Here is an 18,623-nt window from a genome sequence, read left to right on the forward strand (position 1 = left end):
CATGACTAATTAGGTGCATTGAGCACGGTGGATGCTAGCAAAGGGGAGAGTGAGAAAACCTACTGAAACCTACAGCTTGTATTGCAGGGTTAATCGGCGATGGTGATGTTGGTGCAGAGTTGATAGCCATAGCTGCGGATAGCCTGGATGGGGTTCAGGTCGGCTTGCATGTTTACTTGCATGAGTTTTTTCCTGAGACGCACAATGAGGACTTCGAGTGATGCTTTACTGTAATCGGGATGTTCGCGACCGGCGATTTCCAGCAGTTGCCAGGTTTCCAGACGCTGGCCAGGTGCACGTAGCAGCGCGAGTACCACAGCGGCTTCTTGCGCGTTGAGTGAGATGCTGGTCTGGTGAAGGATAAGCTGGCGTGTGCGGGGGTGTAGCGTTAGGCATGCAGGGTTCTGCTCTTGTCGCGGCTTGACTCTTCTGGACAGCGCATTGATGGCACTATTGAGTTCTTCAAGTGCAGCCGGTTTAGTCAGGTAGATGTCGGCACCTTGGTCATACCCCTGCATTTTGTGCTCAGCAAGGTTGTTGGCACTGACGATGATGATGCCTACATTGGGGTGAATCTGCCGGATGCGATGGGTCAGGGTGAGCCCATTCTCTCCAGGTAGGTTGATATCAATGATCATGAGGTCTATGCATTGGAGGTCTGCATGTTCGTACAGTGCCTCTGCTGATTCCAGCCCGGTGACATGATGTCCTTTGCTGGCAAGGGCTGTTACCGTGACGTCTCTCAAGGCATCGTGATCTTCCACGACGACGATATTTAACTGGGTAGCCATAAAGTGAATCTGATGCGGTGGTGATAAAGGCTGGCGTTGAGTGAACCGTTTAATGATAGCGCGACGGCCCTGGATAGATAAAGGCCGAGGCCAAAACCTGTATGTTTGCTTGATTGGGCCTCGCGATAATATTTGTCAAAAATGCGTATGAGGTCAGGTGTGCTATCCACACTGTTTTCAACAGAGATGGCAATCCCGCTCCTGCCATCATTCTCGGTTTGGGCATTGATACGAATTGAGATGGCGCTGTTGGCTGGTGAATATTTGAGTGCATTTTCAAGCAGGTTGCGTAAGATCAGCCTGAGCATGAGGTGATCACAGCGCAATGGCGTCATGATGTGAATAGATAACTCTACGCGCTCTATGCAATCATATTCAGTCACTAGGGATTGCAAGATGCCTGCAAGATCACAAGCTTCGTAATTGATCTTGATATTTTTTTCTTCGATTTTGCTGATCTGTGCACAGCGGTCAATCATGTTGCTGATATCGCTGATACTTTGCTCAATATGACGTTTGGGTTGTCCTGTAATGGACAGGGCATCCAACGATAGCCTGATCACCGACAGTGGTGTTTTCAGCTCATGCGTGATCATAGCCATGAAATAGCCCATTTCATCTCGTTTCTGGCGCTCTAATGCCAATTCCTGGTTAGCTAGTCGCAAGGAAAGTTTGGCATTATTGCTTTCCCGTAAGCTTGCTGAAGAGCGTTGCTGAAGGATGATGTACATCAGGAAAGCGGAAATGACACTATGCCCCAAGATAGCATTCAAGTTCCATTCTGCCGCAGGCGACCAGCCCATCACGGGAAGGATGGAAACGATCAGGGATAGACTATGCAGTCCATAGATGATTCGCAATGTTTTCCTGCTTGGAGCAATATCTTTTTCTTCAGCGCTAGCGCTGAGTGCCAGGGGGAATAAGAGTGCCGTGGAGAGGACGACGAGATAGGCATTGTATTTCAGTGCTTCCTGGGTAAAACCAGTCACTAAGCCACATAACAACACGGGAAAAAGGGCTGCCAAGCATAGCAGTATCCTCATTCCCCATCGATTGGGCTTGTATTGTGAAAGCAACACGTAATGAAACAAAATGCTGATGAATACGATCGTCAGGATGGCAATACTGGTGAGGGTGTCGTTGAGCGCTAGTTGATCTATAGGTGTCCAGGGCGCCAAGTAACCGAGTATCGCCAGGGCATAGAGAATGTGGGCTAACTGATAAAAAGTGAATAGGCCGGTCAATAGCTGCGGTTTACTGATGAAATCATTGGCGGACCAGAAACCTAGCCATAACATGATGGCGAGGTAGAGTACCACGATGATGTGCTGGCGCATTTCCTTGAGGCTGGCCTCATCATCCGGCAAGGCTTCTACATGCATCAGGGATGTACTGGTGGTCCTTAGTTTCAGGTAATAGACCGTGGGGACGTTGTGACCAGCAATCACGAAACCATGGGTAATGGCATTATGGCGATCCCTCCCCTGATAGGCATAACGATCCCCTGTGACCTTTTCCAGCCACTGGCCTGGTCGCTGAGGGTCTGGGGAGTACAGCGTGATTTCGTCAAGGTAGGTAGGGCGTATCCGCAGTTCTATGTACGCTTTGGATGTTGGGCGGATGGTAATCCGCATCCATTGCGTGGCAGGGGTGTAACCCGCGATTAGCAAGTTATTGATGGGCTTAAAAGGCTGATGCTGAACGGTCTCAATATTTAGTTGACCTTGTATGTCGCTGAACACTTCACGCTTGACGATCAGGTCATTGGCATAAGCACTGCCTACACAGGCCCAGCATAGCAACAAGAAAAAAATTCTTGAAATCACGAATTCAGTCAACACAAGCACAAGGATGCGTGATTATGCCCTGTATTCATGCGAAAATTGCCCAATGCCGCGCTTAATTTATACCCTGCTGATTTATCTCCTGATCCCCTTTGTGCCTTTCAAGCTGCTATGGCGTGGTTTGCGCCAACCCGAGTATCGACAGCATTGGGCGGAGCGTTTTGGCTTTTTCAGCACGTCAGTGACCAAGCCGATGATCTGGATACATTGCGTCTCGGTGGGGGAAACCCGCGGTGCGGCGCCGTTGATCAAGCAATTACAGCAACGCTATCCGCAATATCAAATCCTGATGACGCATGCGACACCGACTGGTCGCGAAGCCGGGAAGCAGTTATTTGGCGATAGCGTCTTGCGGTGTTATCTGCCATATGACACGCCTGGTGCCGTGTCACGCTTCCTGAACCATTTCCAGCCACAATTGGGCATGCTCATGGAAACTGAACTGTGGTTCAACCTGATTGCAGGCTGCAAGGCGCGCGGCATGCCTATTTTGTTGGTGAATGCGCGGCTTTCTGCCAAATCTGCCCAAGGCTATGCCCGCCTTGGCAGCGTGGTGCGCCATGGCTTGCAGCAATTGACGGCGATTGCGGCGCAGACCAGTCAGGATGCCGAGCGATTGCAATCGCTGGTGAAACCGTATGGTGCTGAGTTGCCGGTGGAGGTAATGGGTAACCTCAAGTTTGATGTCACGCCGCCAGTTGCGGCTGTGGAGCAGGGGGAAGCGTTGCGCGGATATTTTGGTCGCCAACGCCCAGTGTTTCTGGCGGCTAGCACGCGCGATGGCGAGGAGGCCATGATCCTTGATGCGATTACTGCAGCGCAATTGCCGCAATTGCTGACGGTGATCGTGCCGCGCCATCCGCAACGCTTTGATGAGGTGGCTAATTTGCTAACGCGCCGTGGCATTCATTTCGTGCGCCGCTCGCGGCTTTCCGAGACTGTGGCGGCGAATGTGCAAGTGGTGTTAGGTGACAGCATGGGTGAAATGTTTGCTTATTACGCTGCTTGTGATGTCGCCTTTATCGGTGGCAGTTTGCAGCCTTTGGGCGGCCAGAACCTCATTGAGGCAACGGCGATGAGCAAGCCTGTATTGATCGGTCCGCACACCTTCAATTTTGCTGCAGCTACGGAGATGGCGATTGCAGCCAAGGCGGCGTGGCGTGTGCAGGATGTAGCGGATCTTGCCAAGGCCTTGCAGCGTATCTTCGGTGACCCGGAGCTGCGGCAGGCCATGAGTTGGAAGGCGTTGGAGTTCAGCACCAGTGCTGGTGGCGCGACGCAGCGCATCGCCGATATGGTGGCGTGTTACCTACCTCACCAGTCTTGAAATTGCCTTGAAGGCCGCACCTTCGGCATTACCTAACCATTCAAACACGATCGATTCCGTATTGCTGATGATGATACCGGCCTGACGTAGCCTAGCCAGCGCGTTAGCCTTATTGGCCGGGCTGCGTGACAGCACGGCATCCTCCGCGATGATGACCTGATAGCCAGCTTGTTGCAGCTGCAATGCGGTTTGCAACACGCAGATATGGGCTTCCATGCCTGCCAGCACAATCTGTGACTTGTCAGCCTGCAATTGTTCGCGGAATGCCGGCACCGCAAAGCAGGAAAACGCGGTTTTCTCGATACGAGTTGCGTTGGATAGCTTCTCGCGCAAAGTGTCCAAGGTCTGCCCCAGGCCCTGGGGATATTGCTCGGTATACATCACGGGCACGTCCAGCAATTGTGCTGCTCGCAGCAGAATGTCGCTATTGCGTACCAATGTTGCCAATTGATCCTCAGCCATGGCAGTGGCAAGTTTCTCCTGCACATCAATCATGACGAGTTGGCTCAAGGGGCGGCTGGCTAAATCAGTGGCTGGCATGATGGCAGCTTTAGTGCGCACTTTGGCTGGTCAACACCAGGCGCTCATTAACTTCGGAGAGGTCAGCCTCGTTCAGTAGCCCGACCGCATACCTGAGTTTCAGCACGTTCATGAGGTAGTTATAGCGCGACTGCAGTAGATCACGCTTGGCGCTGAATAATTGCTGCTGGGCATTCAAGACATCGACGCTATTGCGTACGCCGACTTCGTAGCCGAGGTTGGTGGAGTCAAGCTGGCTCTGGCTGGAGTTGAGCGCTTGCTCGTAAGCCTGCACCTGGGCAACGCTGCCCGTGAGGTTGAGGTAGGCCTGGCGCGTATCTAGTTCTGATTTCCTGCGCGCGGCTTCTACTTCGTCTTGCGCCTTTTGCTGATTGGCAATCGCTTCACGCACGCGTGAGCTGATGGCGCCACCCTGATACAGCGGGATATTCAACCTGAGGCCTATGGTCGCGTTTTGCAAATCGCTACCAAAGCCATTCGGGCTGCCGCTGGCGCGGGTATCTGTATAGCTGCCGACCATATCAAGCGTAGGCCAATGCCCCGCACTCATGCGCTCGACCTCTTGTGTGGCAAGGCGCAGAGCTTCTTGCTGAATGCTGATGGCTAAATTATTGTCTGTCGCCAGGCCCACCCATTGTTCCATGTCCATGGGTGCAGGAGGCCGCGTCTGCAAGTCTTGGCGCACCGTGGCAAAACGCGAGGGCAGGCGGCCGATGATGGCTTGTACGGCACGCTTACGCACTTCGTAATCATTCAGTACCGTGATTTCCTGCGCCCTGAGCAAGTCAAACCTCGCTTGGGCTTCATTGACATCGGTAATCGTTGCGGTGCCTACCTCAAAATTGGCTTTGGCCTGTTCGAGTTGCTTGGAAATCGCCGCTTTCTGGCTGTTGATCAGGTCGATCTGGTCTTGGGCGAGCAAGACATCGAAATAGGCCTGTGCGCTACGTAGCATCAAGTCTTGCTGGGATTGCATTAATTGCTTGTCGGCTTGGGAAACCTGGGTTTCAGCTTGTTTCATCTGTACCCAATTTTCCTTGCGCAAGATGGGCTGTGTAAAGTTGACGCCAAAACCAAAAGTATCAAAAGACTCACGCCCCGCATTGCGGAAAATAGCGTTGTTGCCGAGATAACGAATGTCGGTTTCAGAGCGGCTGGCATCGGTTGAGAAATTAACATTGGGGCGATATAGCGCCTTGCCTTGCTCGATTTTCTCTTGCATCGCCAGGTTACCGCTACGTGCCGCAGCCAGTGTCGGGTCATTGCTCACGGCGATGTTGTAAATATCAAGCAGGTTTTGCCCATCGGCAGCTTGTGCTTGATATGACATCAAGCTAACCAGCGTAACGATGATGAAGTGGATGTGCGCAACTCTCATGGTGGTCATCTCTGGAAAGTCTGTTAAAGCCCGGTCCTGGGTTGATTGTCCGGCATTCTAACCCGATACCAGGCTGCATATAGTGCGGGCAGTGACAATATCGTCAGCACCGTTGCCACGGCCAATCCCCCCATAATCGCGACTGCCATGGGGCCGAAGAAGGTATTGCGGGTGAGCGGTATCATGGCCAGGATGGCGGCCGCTGCAGTCAGCATGATGGGGCGAAAGCGCCGTACTGCCGATTCGACAATCGCTTCCCATTCCGGCTTGCCGTCACGCTTGTCCTGCTCGATCTGGTCGACCAGGATTACTGAGTTGCGCATGATCATGCCCGATAGGGCAATGGTGCCCAACATGGCGACAAAGCCGAAAGGCTTGTTAAACAGCAACAAGGCAATCGTGACGCCGATCAAGCCGAGTGGGGCAGTGAGGACGACGAGCACGGTGCGTGAGAAACTTTGCAATTGCAGCATGAGGATGGTCAGCACGGCAAAAATGAACAGCGGCAGGCCAGCAGCAACGGATTGGCCACCTTTGGCAGATTCTTCCACGGCGCCACCGGTTTCGAGGTGATAACCCAATGGGAGCTTCTGCCGAATGCTAGTGAGCTGCTTTTCAACCTGCGCTGATACCACGGGAGCCTGCAAGTCACCAATCAGGTTGGCGCGTACGGTGATGGTCGGTGTGCGGTTGCGGCGCCAGATGACTGCATCTTCAAAGTCGGGGGTGATGCTGGCCAGTTGCGAGAGTGGTACGCTGGTGCCACTGGAGGTGGGCACCATGAGTTCTGGCAAGTGCGACAGATGTGTGCGTTCCATACTGTCGCCACGCAAGACGAGGTCGATGCGCTCTATGCCATCACGGAACTCGGTGACATACAGCCCGCGCATCGCAGCATTGACCACGTTGGCAATATCGGCCGAGCTCACACCTAGCAACCTGGCCTTGGATTGATCTACTTCAATCTTCATGACTTTGCCCGGTTCCTCCCAATCCAGCTGCACGTTGGTGAGATAAGCGTTGCGGCGCATGATGTCGGCCACCTGATGGCTGATGTCGCGAATATTGTCTATGTCAGGGCCTGAGACACGGAACTGCACAGGGAAACCAACCGGCGGCCCGTTCTCCAGGCGCAATACTGAGGCTCTGAGCGCAGGGAAATCGGTTTCGAACAGGTGAGTAAGTTTGTTGCGCAAGGCATCACGAGTGCCATTGCCTTCAGTCAGGATAACGAATTGAGCAAAGCTGCGCTGCGCTAGTTGTTGATCCAGTGGCAGGTAAAAGCGAGGGCTGCCGTTGCCGATGTAGGCGACATAATTCTCGATGCCGGATTGTTGTTGCAGCCATTGCTCCAGTTTCTTGACTTCGCCATCCGTGGCGGTATAGGAGGAGCCTTCGGCGAGGCGCAAGTCGACGATGAGTTCTGGGCGGGTGGAATCCGGGAAGAATTGTTGCTGCACCGAGCCAAAGCCAATCAGTGAGGCAATGAACAAGCCAGCGGTAATCACAATGACGATCCAGCGGTGGCGTACGCATTGGGTGATGAGTGTACGTAAGCGTTGGTAGAAGCGGGAATCATAAATGTTGGCATGTTCACCAGCAGCCATATGCTGCAGGTGTTGTGCCCTGCGTGCTTGCATGCGCTGGCTTAACTTGGGCGCAGCACGTTGCAGCCAGCGTGCAAGGCGTGATGGCGGCTGGTTCGCTTGTTGCCGATAATCAGGCAACAGGTAGTAGCCGAGATAGGGTACAAAGATCACGGCGGCCACCCAGGAGGCGAGCAATGCAATTGCCGATACCTGGAAGATGGAGCGGGTGTACTCGCCAGTGGCAGAGGCCGCGGTGGCGATTGGCAAGAAGCCTGCGACGGTGACCAAGGTGCCGGAGAGCATGGGAATGGCGGTTGAAGTGAAGGCAAATGAGGCGGCCTTCATGCGTTCCCAGCCTTGCTCCATTTTGGATGCCATCATTTCCACGGCAATGATGGCATCGTCGACCAGCAGCCCCAGTGCGAGGATCAATGCGCCGAGCGAAATCTTGTGCAGGCCGACGCCAAATATCTCCATGAACAGAAAAGTGACGGCAAGCACGACCGGAATCACGATGGTGACGACGATACCGGTGCGTAGCCCAAGAGACAGTAGGCTGACACCCAGCACGATGATGAGTGCCTCGGCGAGCGAGTGTACAAAATCATTCACCGAGTGGATGACGGCCCTAGGCTGCGAAGAAACAGTATCCAGGCTGAGCCCAACGGGTAGTTGGCTACGAATCAGGCCAGTGGTGGCATCCAGCGACTTTCCCAGTTGAATGATATCGCCGCCATGGCGCATGGCAACGCCGATCAGCAAGGTCTCCTTGCCCATGTAGCGGATGCGTGAGGAAGGTGGGTCCTCGAATCCGCGATAGATCTTGGCGATATCACCCAGGTGAAATTCGTTACCATTGGCGCGTAGTTTCAGGGCACGCAGATTGTCGAGACGGTCAAAACGTCCGCTCACGGCAAAGCGAATATGTTCCGGTCCGCTGTCGTAGGCACCGGCGCTATTTACCTGATTCTGCTGTTGTAGTGTTTCCAGCAGGGCGCTAGGGCTGATGCCCAGTGTGGCCAGCTTTGCGTTGGAGAGTTCAATATAGATACGTTGTGATTGTTCGCCAAAAAACTCAACCTTGGCGACGTCCTTGATCTTGAGCAGTTCGGCACGGATTGCCTCAGCCTGCTTTTTCAGTTCAGCATAGTTATAACCATCGCCATGCAAGGCATACAAATTGCCATATACATCGCCAAATTCGTCATTGAAGGTGGGGGCCTGAATGCCTTCAGGCAGCGTATTGCGAATGTCGCTGACTTTCTTGCGGGCCTGGTACCAAAGGTCGGGCACACTGGCTGGTGGCGTCGAGTCTTCAGCATGGATGAAAATCAGCGATTCACCTGGGCGGGAGTAGCTACGCAGGATATCCAGGTAAGGGAGCTCCTGTAGTTTCTTTTCTAGCTTGTCAGTAACCTGTAGTTCCACTTCATGGGCACTGGCACCCGGCCAGATGGTGTGGATGACCATCACCTTGAAGGTAAAAGGTGGATCCTCCGATTGCCCAAGCTTGGTGTAGGACAACATGCCCGCGATAGTGAGTACCAGCATGAAGTAGAGCACCAGGCTGCGGTGGTGTAGCGCCCAGTTGGATAGGTTGAATCGCTGGCGCTGTTCGCTCATTGATTCACCTCGGTATTGACTGGAGTGATGACTTGCCCTTGGGTCAACGTATGTACGCCTGTGACCACGATGGTTTCATCACCCTTGAGCCCAGAGGTGATGCTGACGCCCTGCTCGCTATAGTTGCCTATGCTGACTGGAGTAGGGTGGACTTGATGGTTGGCATCCACGATCCAGACTTGCGGCTGGGCATGCTGCTGTGAAACCGCTGTGCTGGGCAGCATGAACCCTGGCTGCTGATCATCCAGCCTGACGCCAGCTGTCATGCCGATTTGCACTTTGTCATCGGGTTGCAGCAGTGTGACCTGGGCACGGAAGGTGCGGGTCGCAGGGTCTGCAGCCGGGGCGATTTCCCTGATGCGTCCCTGATAGGATTGATCGCGGTTTGACCAAAGGCGAATGCTGGCAGGGTCACCAGCATGTAGGCTATGCATGCGCGATTCGGGAATAGGGATTTGTACCTCCAGCTCCCCTGGTACCGCGACCCTGGCGATGACTTGCCCGGCATTGACCACTTGGCCTGGCTCCGCGTCAATCATGGTGACAACGCCATTACGTTCTGCGAGCAAGGATGTGTATTGCGCCTGATTGCTGGCAACTTTGACTTGGGCTTGCGCCTGCTGCACCTGGGCGCTGGTGGATTGCAGGCGAGTCTCTACCGAGTCCAGTGCGGCAGCCGAGATAAAGCGCTGCTCGAACAGCTGGCGCTGACGCTTGCTATCCGCCTGTGCCAGTGCGAGTTGTGCTTCTGCCGCACGCAGGGCTGCTTGCGCCGAGGCTAGTGAAAGCTGGTTGTCTTCGGCATCCAGCCGGGCCAGTACCTGGCCTTTGCGAACATGATCCCCGATTTCTACATGACGCTGGATGATCTTGCCTGCAATGCGGAAGCCTTGTGCTGATTCGTAGCGCGGACGTATTTCGCCGGTCAGCCATTGCCCATCGTCTATGCCATGCGCATTGCCAAGCTGCATCACCAGCGCTGGGCGTGGAGGTGGCGTCTCAGGGGCGGGTTTCTGGCAGGCTGTAAGGGCAAGCAAGGCCAGGGTCATGAGCCAGGGCCTGGATGTTTTGTAAGCGAGTCGTGGCAACATAGGTTTATCTAGTACGTAGGTTGAGATTTGATCAGGCCCCTGATCATGTTGTCTTGCATTAGTGCAATACGTTGTTCTATTGGTTGCCATGTTATCCATTCATCACATGCCATGGTGATTTCCAGTGCGCATACGCCATGAATCCCAGCCCAGAGGGTCTGGGCGATCAGGTCAATATTGTCGAGTTCTGGGCGGAATGCTGCTTGTTCAAAGGCTTGTTGAACCGTAGCGCGTAGCAGTGCATATGCATCCTGCTCAATATTGCCGTGATGTAGCCTGGAGTTTTCCTGGGTTTGATTAGGCTTGGGCATCATGAACATGAAGCGGTAATGGTTGGGGTAGGTCAGTGCATAGCGTGAATACGCCAGACATAGCGCCCGCAATTGCTGGATACCGTCTGGGTTGGGATTGGTCGTGATGAGGTGCAAGTCATGGGCTAATACCAAGGAGTCGTGGTCGCACAAGGTTTGCAACAAGTCGTTTTTGTCGACAAAGTGCAGGTAGATGGTCGTGGGGGAATAGTTCACCCGCTTGGCAATCTCGCGCATTGAAACGGCTTCGATACCACGCTCCACGAATAATTGACGCGCAGCATCAAGGATCAGCTTCCTGAGCTGGTCGCGTTCTTGCGGGGTCTTGACTCTTGGGGGCATGTACTCACGGCAGAAGTGATCAATGGAGATGATTAAACACTGTTAACTTAACAGTGTCAATCTTTGATATTTGCGTAGCCGCGTTAACGCAAAGTGAATACATCAGACCTGATCATGCTAACGATGGTCTTGTAGGGCGGAGGGATGAATCTCAAGAAAACGGGAGCGATGACTCCCGTTTGATCGTGAATATGCTTGCCTGCCTTTAAGGCAGGAATAGCAGTATTTAGAAGCTGAATTTCTCAGGCTGAGGGGCGTTTTCCAGTTGTGCGAGCGAAGTCTCGAAGATCACATCCTGACGCAGGCTATCAGCGCTGATACGGCGCGAAATAATCGCTTCCATCACGGGAGGTTCGCCTATGACAGCAAATAAACGCCCACCAATATTGAGTTGTTCTGTCACTTGTGGCGGTAGTGCGAGCGAGCCGGTAAACACAATCACATCATATGGGCCTTGTGCAGGCCAGCCTTGTGCACCATCGCCAACATGCAAAGTGACATTGTGGATGTTTTGTTCTGTCAGTCGTGCCTGGGCTTGATGGCTGAGTTCTGCGTTGATTTCCACGCTGTGTACTTCGCCTGCCAGCGAAGCCAGCAAGGCGGTGAAATAGCCGCTTCCCGTGCCAATTTCCAATACCTTGTCACTTGGTTGAATTTCCAAGGCTTGCAGGATGCGGCCCTCAAGTTTGGGAGAGAGCATGGTTTGGTCAAAACCGAGTGGGATTTCGATGTCGGCAAATGCAAGCCCACGATATTGGACCGGCACGAAAGCCTCGCGAGGTACTTGTCCCAAGAGGTCGAGCACTGTGCCATCCAGCACCTCCCAAGGGCGGATTTGCTGCTCTATCATGTTGAAGCGGGCTTGTTCTACATCATGGTGCATCACATTATCCATCGCGTGGCTGTCGGTCTGCCGATTATAGCCTGCCACGGCAGAGTTTCAAGCTCTAGGGAGTTTGCCGCTTAGTCTGGCAGCGGGCTTTCTTGGTCGTTATTGTCTTCCAGCTTGTAGCGGCTGAGCTTATACCAGAGTGAGCGTTCACTAATGTCCAGCAGGCGTGCTGCCTTGCTTTTGTTGCCCTTAGTTTGTTGCAGGGCAGTGCGGATCATGTCCTTTTCCAGGGTTTCCGTTGCGATGGGTAATGACATATTCGCCTGGGTGGCCAATGTCATTGCCTCTGGAACAGCGGTGGTAGTGGTCGCTAGCGTGGCGTGTTGTGTGATGTCTGTGGGCAGGTGCTCCGTGCTGATGGTATCTCCGCCGCAGATGATGGCAGCTCGCTCCAGGATGTTCTGTAGTTCGCGGATATTGCCTGGCCATGTATAGGTTTGCAGCGTTTGTGCTGCTGCGTCGTCCAGGCTGAGTCCACGTGGCTTGAGAAAATGGGTGGCCAGTGCGGGGATGTCGCTCTTGCGTTCCCGCAATGGCGGCAAATCAATGCGGAATACGTTGAGACGGTAATACAGGTCCTCGCGCAATTTGCCATCGGCAATGGCCTGCAATGGGTCGCGGTTGGTTGCCGCTACCACGCGAATATCCACCGGGAGGCTGCGATTGCTGCCCAGGCGCTCAATCACTCCTTGTTGCAATGCGCGTAGCAGCTTGGCTTGTAGCCCGATAGGCATTTCCGTGACTTCATCAAGAAATAATGTGCCGCCATCGGCCATCTCGAATTTGCCGATACGGTTTTTCACTGCGCCGGTGAACGCACCGCGTTCGTGGCCAAATAGCTCAGATTCCAACATATCACCGGGAATGGCCGCACAGTTGACGGCAACAAACAGGGCATCCTTGCGGGGTGAAAGCTGGTGGATTGCTTGAGCGACTAGCTCCTTGCCTGTGCCGGTCTCGCCAGCAATCAGCGTGGTGGCTTTTTCTGGTGCGACTTGCCTGATGGCCTGCTGTAATTTTTGCATAGCCGGGCTTTGACCGATCAGTTGGGTATCTTGGCTGGCTTCAGCCCGTAAATAGCGATTTTCCAGTTTTAACCGGCTTAATGAGAGCGCGCGCTCAATGGCGATTTCCAGCGTGCTGAGGTCGAAAGGGCGCAGGATGTAATCAGATGCGCCTAGCTTCATGGCTTCTATTGCGGTAGAAATTTCCCCTTGTGCCGTGACGATAATGGAGGGGACATCAATACCTTCCTGCTGCATGGTGGCCAGCAGTTTCAGGCCGTCCATCACTGGCATGTGCAAGTCGCTGATCACTAAATCTATGCCGCCTTGGCGCAAGATATCAAGCGCTTCGCGCCCGTTTTCTGCCAGCACCGGCTGATAGCCTGCTTGTTTGAGGCTGATTTCCAGCAGGCGGCGCATACTGGGTTCATCGTCCAGAGCGAGGATGTTCTTGAGTTTAGTCATGCGGGTTTACACTCCATTGCGCGGAAGCTGGATGACGAAAGTCGCGCCTTGATGATCATTGGGTTCAACATGGATGCTGCCATGATGAGCCAGGATGATTTGGCGCACAATCGCCAGCCCCAGGCCGATGCCGCCATTTCGTTGTGAGAAGAAGGGATCGAAAATCTGTTCCCGGTGTTCAGCTGTCACCCCGGGGCCATTATCAGAAACTGCAATGACAACCTGCGTTTGCGATTCCTCCAAATGAATCGTGATCTTGCCGTTGGGGGGCAGGATTTGTATGGCATTGAGCAGTAGGTTAAGCATGACTTGGGTCATTTGCTCATCATCACACTCACAGATAATGTTCGAACTTGGCTGCAGCACAATCTCGATATTTTTCTTTGCAGCCTGGCTGCGCATCATTCCAGCGCACATTGTCACCAGTTCAGTGATGTTGGATGCTGACAGCTCAGGGTGGCGCGGCTTGGCGGAGTCGACCAAAGTGTTGACCAACTTATTGAGCCGCTCGGTTTCTTTGATGATAAAACCGCAAATTTCCTGGCTTTCAGGGGCAAGGCTAGCATCACGCTGTAATAGCTGCGCGGATGAACGCAAGATGCCTAGCGGTGTGCGCACCTCATGGCTCATGGCTGCTGCCATCTCTCCGGCAACCGCAAGTTTTGCCGCCCTGGTCAGGCTTTGCTTGGAGTGATCAAGATCCTCCATCATTTTGGCAAAGGCACGAGACATTTCTGCAATTTCCTCCGGGCCGCCCGCGGGAGGTAGTGAGGCATCTGGATTGCGCAGAAAGCGGGTGGCAAACTCTGTCAGGCGTGCGACAGGGCGGGTAATGGCACGTGCTACCGGTATGGCAATCACAGTGGCCAGTAGCACTGTGATAAGTAGCAGGCCAGCAAAGATATAAGCCATCTGCCGAACTGGGGTAAGTGCTTGCGAACGGTTCTGTGCAATGCTGACCTGCCAGTTAAACCCCCGATAACCTTCGTAACCACTAGCGGTGGCATTGGCGACCAGGCGCCTGTTGTTCTGCGTTTTAGCCCAGCGATCTGTCGCTGCAATCAGCTTGTCTTGTGCAAATAAGGCTGCGGCGCTACGGCCTGATATGCCGCTTTGCAGGATTTGTTCAATTTGCTGCCAGTTGAATACTACAACAATGGTGCCTAAGAGCTTGTCATCGTTGAAGTCGTCGTTAATGTCGGTATAAATGGGTAAACGATGGCCTTCAAGCTGGCCGAGCTTGATGATCTTGTGCTGGATGAGGGTGTGTAACCAGGGCTTGAGCCTGGGCGCAAATGTCCCCAGGCGTGCCGGGTTGCTGGCTGCGATGATCATGTCTTGACGATTCACCACGTAAAGCTCGGTGTAAATATCCGAGTAGCTATCCTTGAGCTCGGTGAGGAAGGACGACAGGCGCTTGTCGATATCGCTGATACGTGCATCTTGCATGACATCTAGCTCGCTCCAGGAACTGACGTTTTGCAAACGCTCGAACATCATGCGGTCGATTTCTAGGGCTGTTGCGGTGGTCTGCGTCTGCATGCCGTTCTGGATCGCGCTCTTGAGTGCGCTCCTGGCTTCGTAGAAAGCCAGGCCAGTGATCAAGATGGCAGGTAGCAGCACCGCCAACAGGAAGGCGAACAGCAATAAATGCCGGATAGATAGCGCTTTTCGCCACATATCATTCAGTGCGAGAATGCGCGCTATTGGGGGAAATCCAGAAGCTCATGCTCTGGCGATCTGTTAAGGGTGTAGGCCTGATTGGAATCACAGGTGGTTTGTCCGGAGAAAAACATGCGCATTATGCACTTGCTTCTTGTAGCCAGTGTAGCCTTGAGCCTGAGTATCTGCAAGATTGCAGCCGCCGCAGATGAGGCCGATACCGGCCCTGGATTTCTCGATGGATTCAAACTGGGCGGCTATTCCAGTGCCGGTATCAATCTGCATCCTGGTGGCAAGGCCGATGCCCGCTTGAATGAAGTGAGTTTGTTTGTCACCTGGGATAATGGTGGTCGCCTGCGCTTTTTCTCCGAACTTGAGGTGGAAAAACCACTGACTTGGTATAGCGGCGAAGGCACGACCGGGCGAGATTCCTATTTTGATGTCGAGCGTTTTTACCTCGATTACAACCTCTCTGAAAAGCTCAATTTACGTAGTGGCCGCTTCCTGACGCCAACTGGGCGCTGGAACGTGGTGCATGCAGCGCCGCTGGTCTGGACATCATCACGCCCGTTGGTGACCAGTCGTTTGTTTCCTGAAGCGGTCAATGGTTTCATGGTGTATGGCGCTGCGCCTTTTTCTGACAAGGCTTTTGAATACAAATTCTTCATGGAAGCCGTGCAGGAGCGGCATCGTGACCGTGATGACAGCATTCCCTACAAAGATAGCAAGGGCATGCGTTTCGAGATCACGGGTAAATTCAATTGGGGTTTGTCGTTGCTGGAGACGGCGGAGGACCTGCGTTACAGTGCCACGCGATATCGAATGGTTGGGCTGGATTTCATGGTGCAACACAAGGGCTGGGAATTCAGCGGCGAAACGCTGCAACGCTTCTATACCAACGGGCACGATGGTGGCAGTGGTGCCTATCTGCAAGTGGTTGCTCCGTTGCAGGATCACTGGTTTGCGATTGGCCGTGTCGAAAATTTCAATCGGCCCGCGGAAGGCTCTAGCGAGCGCTGGGTCGTGGGGGCGGCCTGGCGGCCTGTGCCATCAAGAATTCTCAAGCTTGAATATGTCGGGGGGGATCAAGAGCGTCTTGAGTCTCCCAAGGGTTTCATGGCTTCGTTTGCGATCCTGTTCTGATGCGCTGGCTATTTCTTTTCCTGGGGTTGCACTTGTTGTTGCCTGTTGCAATGGCGGCAGAAGTGGCAACGATTGCCGTGATCGTACCCAAGGAGCAGAACCTGCATGCCTTCAGCAAGGCAGAGCTGGCGTTGGTGTTCTGGCGCAAGAAGCTCTACTGGGGCAATGGCAAGCGCATAGAGCCTGTTAACCTGGGGCCGGAGAGTGCCTTACGCCAGCGCTTCTCGCAGCTCATTCTCGATAGTGTTCCAGAAGATCAGGTGGAGTACTGGAACGCGCTGTATTTTCACGGTACCTCGCCTCCACATGTCGTCCGCACACAGGAGGCTATGCTGCGTTACGTCGCAGAAACACCAGGCTCAATAGGCTATATTGATGCATGTAAGGTGGATAACCGCATCAAGCCTGTGGCCTGGTTGTTGTCTGACGGTAGCCTGAGCCATCTTCCTCCCATATTGAGTTGCCCATCATCGTCTTGATCAAATCAGGGTTTTAACGTACATTGCGCCAATCGCTAGGGGTCTGCTTTTGTATTTGTAAGAATACGATGGCAGTGAGAATTACCCTTTGAACCTGACGTGGATAATCCCACCGTAGGGAAGCGCAGTTTGGTTTGATGGGGCAAGCTCTATTCTTTTCCCTATTGGTATTCCAAAAACGCTTCCCGCTATTTTTGGAGCCAATGATGAATGCTACCGACAAAGACCTGCATGCCAAGTTTCTCAATGAAACCGCTGAGATTGATGCAGGCACCAAACAATCCTTTGCCAATTCCCGCAAAATCTATGTCGAAGGCTCGCGCCCCGATATTCGCGTACCTTTCCGTGAAATCTCGCTTTCTGACACTCCGTCCGCTTTTGGCGCAGAAAAGAATCCGCCGGTTGTTGTCTACGATACGTCCGGCCCCTATACCGACCCTGCTGTTAACATCGACATCCGCAATGGCTTACCGGCACTAAGGGCTGGCTGGATTGACGAGCGTACTGACACCGAGCAGCTGGATGGCCCAACGTCAGATTTTGGCAAGCTGCGCAAGGAAGACCCCAAGCTGGCTGATATGCGCTTCAACCTGACGCGCAAACCGTTGCGTGCAAAACACGGCAAGAATGTAAGCCAAATGCACTATGCGCGGCAGGGCATGATTACTCCCGAGATGGAGTTTATTGCCATCCGCGAAAACCAGCGCCGTGAAAACATGAGCGAGCTGCTGCAAACCCAGCATGCTGGACAGCACTTTGGTGCCAGCATTCCGCAGGTGATCACGCCAGAGTTCGTGCGCGATGAGGTGGCCCGTGGCCGCGCGATTATCCCTGCCAACATCAACCATCCTGAAATCGAGCCTATGATTATCGGCCGCAATTTCCTGGTGAAGATCAATGCCAACATCGGCAATTCCGCGCTTGGCTCTTCCATCTCGGAAGAAGTGGAGAAAATGGTCTGGGGTACGCGTTGGGGTGGCGATACTGTGATGGATCTTTCCACCGGTAAAAACATTCATGAAACCCGCGAGTGGATCATCCGCAATAGTCCAGTACCCATTGGCACCGTGCCTATTTACCAGGCCTTGGAAAAGGTCAACGGCAAGGCCGAAGACCTGACCTGGGAAATCTTCCGAGACACGTTGATCGAGCAAGCCGAGCAGGGTGTGGACTATTTCACCATCCACGCCGGGGTACGCCTTGCCTATATCCCCATGACAGCCAAGCGCATGACCGGCATCGTGTCGCGTGGTGGTTCCATCATGGCCAAGTGGTGCCTGGCTCACCACAAGGAAAGCTTCCTCTATGAGCATTTTGAGGATATCTGCCAGATCATGAAGCAGTACGATGTGTCGTTCAGCCTGGGCGACGGACTGCGCCCAGGCTCTATCTACGATGCCAACGATGAAGCCCAGTTTGCCGAGTTGAGGACCCTGGGAGAGCTGACCCAGATTGCCTGGAAACATGATGTGCAATGCATGATCGAGGGCCCAGGCCACGTGCCCATGCACCTGATCAAGGAAAACATGGATTTGCAGCTAGAGCACTGCGGCGAAGCACCGTTTTACACGCTAGGTCCATTGACTACCGATATTGCACCCGGCTACGACCACATTACCTCTGGCATTGGTGCTGCGATGATAGGCTGGTACGGTTGTGCCATGCTGTGCTACGTGACGCCCAAGGAGCATTTGGGCCTGCCGGATAAAGAAGATGTGCGTGTTGGCATTATTACCTACAAGATTGCTGCACATGCTGCCGATTTGGCCAAGGGCCACCCCGGTGCGCAGATTCGTGACAACGCCCTGTCCAAGGCGCGTTTCGAGTTCCGCTGGGAAGACCAGTTCAATCTCGGCCTGGATCCGGAAAAAGCCAAGGAATTCCACGATGAAACCCTGCCACAGGAGGGCGCCAAGCAGGCACACTTCTGTTCCATGTGCGGCCCGCACTTCTGCTCCATGAAAATTACGCAGGATGTGCGCGATTACGCTGATAAGCTCGGCGTGGATGAACAGGCTGCGCTAAGCAAAGGTATGCAGGAAAAGGCGATTGAGTTCGTCAAGCGCGGTAGCGAGGTTTACCAGAAGGTTTGATGGGGCGGGATGACATTGCCCGATACATAAAAACGGCCAGTGACACTGA

At 53.7% G+C, this 18,623-nt stretch carries 14 protein-coding genes and 1 riboswitch; of the genes, 4 read left to right on the forward strand and 10 right to left on the reverse strand.

The window, feature by feature from the left end; genetic code table 11:
• Window positions 1-89: 89 nt before the first annotated feature.
• Both ACIKP9_RS10970 and ACIKP9_RS10975 read right to left on the reverse strand, forming a co-directional pair.
• On the reverse strand, window positions 90-791 hold the full coding sequence (locus ACIKP9_RS10970) for a response regulator transcription factor (RefSeq protein ID WP_400882652.1): 702 nt from the start codon (window positions 789-791) through the stop codon (window positions 90-92).
• On the reverse strand, window positions 776-2,596 hold the full coding sequence (locus ACIKP9_RS10975) for a sensor histidine kinase (protein ID WP_400882655.1): 1,821 nt from the start codon (window positions 2,594-2,596) through the stop codon (window positions 776-778). The genes ACIKP9_RS10970 and ACIKP9_RS10975 overlap by 16 nt, the downstream gene beginning before the upstream one ends.
• 85 nt (window positions 2,597-2,681) lie before the next feature.
• Here ACIKP9_RS10975 and waaA point away from each other — a divergent pair, with 85 nt between their 5' ends.
• The gene (waaA, locus tag ACIKP9_RS10980; RefSeq protein WP_400882658.1) at window positions 2,682-3,962 is read left to right on the forward strand and encodes a lipid IV(A) 3-deoxy-D-manno-octulosonic acid transferase; all 1,281 of its coding nucleotides are present in this window, start codon (window positions 2,682-2,684) and stop codon (window positions 3,960-3,962) included.
• On the opposite strand, the gene ACIKP9_RS10985 is transcribed toward waaA, so the two are convergent.
• From ACIKP9_RS10985 to ACIKP9_RS11020, 8 genes are all read right to left on the reverse strand, one after another.
• Window positions 3,945-4,502 (reverse strand): isochorismatase family protein, encoded by a 558-nt coding sequence (locus ACIKP9_RS10985; protein WP_400882661.1) that lies wholly within the window; start codon window positions 4,500-4,502, stop codon window positions 3,945-3,947. The genes waaA and ACIKP9_RS10985 overlap by 18 nt on opposite strands.
• 10 nt (window positions 4,503-4,512) lie before the next feature.
• On the reverse strand, window positions 4,513-5,889 hold the full coding sequence (locus ACIKP9_RS10990; RefSeq protein WP_449816004.1) for a TolC family outer membrane protein: 1,377 nt from the start codon (window positions 5,887-5,889) through the stop codon (window positions 4,513-4,515).
• 14 nt (window positions 5,890-5,903) lie between these two features.
• Window positions 5,904-9,092, reverse strand: coding sequence for an efflux RND transporter permease subunit (locus ACIKP9_RS10995; protein ID WP_400882667.1), 3,189 nt, complete (start codon window positions 9,090-9,092; stop codon window positions 5,904-5,906).
• Window positions 9,089-10,183 (reverse strand): efflux RND transporter periplasmic adaptor subunit, encoded by a 1,095-nt coding sequence (locus tag ACIKP9_RS11000; protein ID WP_400882670.1) that lies wholly within the window; start codon window positions 10,181-10,183, stop codon window positions 9,089-9,091. Before ACIKP9_RS11000 ends, ACIKP9_RS10995 begins: the two co-directional genes overlap by 4 nt.
• Before the next feature lie 8 nt (window positions 10,184-10,191).
• Complete coding sequence (locus ACIKP9_RS11005) at window positions 10,192-10,836, reverse strand: TetR/AcrR family transcriptional regulator (RefSeq protein ID WP_400882673.1); 645 nt, start codon at window positions 10,834-10,836, stop codon at window positions 10,192-10,194.
• A 226-nt stretch (window positions 10,837-11,062) separates the two neighbouring features.
• Window positions 11,063-11,719: a protein-L-isoaspartate O-methyltransferase family protein gene (locus ACIKP9_RS11010; RefSeq protein ID WP_400883366.1), complete on the reverse strand. Its 657-nt coding sequence runs from the start codon at window positions 11,717-11,719 to the stop codon at window positions 11,063-11,065.
• Window positions 11,720-11,799: 80 nt separating this feature from the next.
• Window positions 11,800-13,197, reverse strand: coding sequence for a sigma-54-dependent transcriptional regulator (locus tag ACIKP9_RS11015; RefSeq protein ID WP_400882676.1), 1,398 nt, complete (start codon window positions 13,195-13,197; stop codon window positions 11,800-11,802).
• A gap of 6 nt (window positions 13,198-13,203) precedes the next feature.
• A complete protein-coding gene (locus ACIKP9_RS11020; protein ID WP_400882679.1) occupies window positions 13,204-14,877 on the reverse strand; it encodes a sensor histidine kinase in 1,674 nt (557 codons plus the stop codon).
• Between the two features lie 114 nt (window positions 14,878-14,991).
• Between ACIKP9_RS11020 and ACIKP9_RS11025 the strand changes: the two genes are divergently transcribed.
• The 3 genes from ACIKP9_RS11025 (at window position 14,992) to thiC (ending at window position 18,574) form a co-directional block, all read left to right on the forward strand.
• Window positions 14,992-16,002 (forward strand): hypothetical protein, encoded by a 1,011-nt coding sequence (locus ACIKP9_RS11025; protein WP_400882682.1) that lies wholly within the window; start codon window positions 14,992-14,994, stop codon window positions 16,000-16,002.
• Window positions 16,002-16,481, forward strand: coding sequence for a hypothetical protein (locus tag ACIKP9_RS11030; RefSeq protein ID WP_400882685.1), 480 nt, complete (start codon window positions 16,002-16,004; stop codon window positions 16,479-16,481). The genes ACIKP9_RS11025 and ACIKP9_RS11030 overlap by 1 nt, the downstream gene beginning before the upstream one ends.
• 27 nt (window positions 16,482-16,508) lie before the next feature.
• A riboswitch (TPP riboswitch) is annotated at window positions 16,509-16,619 on the forward strand.
• A gap of 68 nt (window positions 16,620-16,687) precedes the next feature.
• A complete protein-coding gene (gene thiC, locus ACIKP9_RS11035; RefSeq protein ID WP_400883369.1) occupies window positions 16,688-18,574 on the forward strand; it encodes a phosphomethylpyrimidine synthase ThiC in 1,887 nt (628 codons plus the stop codon).
• The last annotated feature ends 49 nt before the right edge of the window (window positions 18,575-18,623 follow it).

Source organism: Methylobacillus methanolivorans, assembly GCF_044751345.1.
In the GTDB taxonomy this organism is placed as follows: domain Bacteria; phylum Pseudomonadota; class Gammaproteobacteria; order Burkholderiales; family Methylophilaceae; genus Methylobacillus; species Methylobacillus methanolivorans.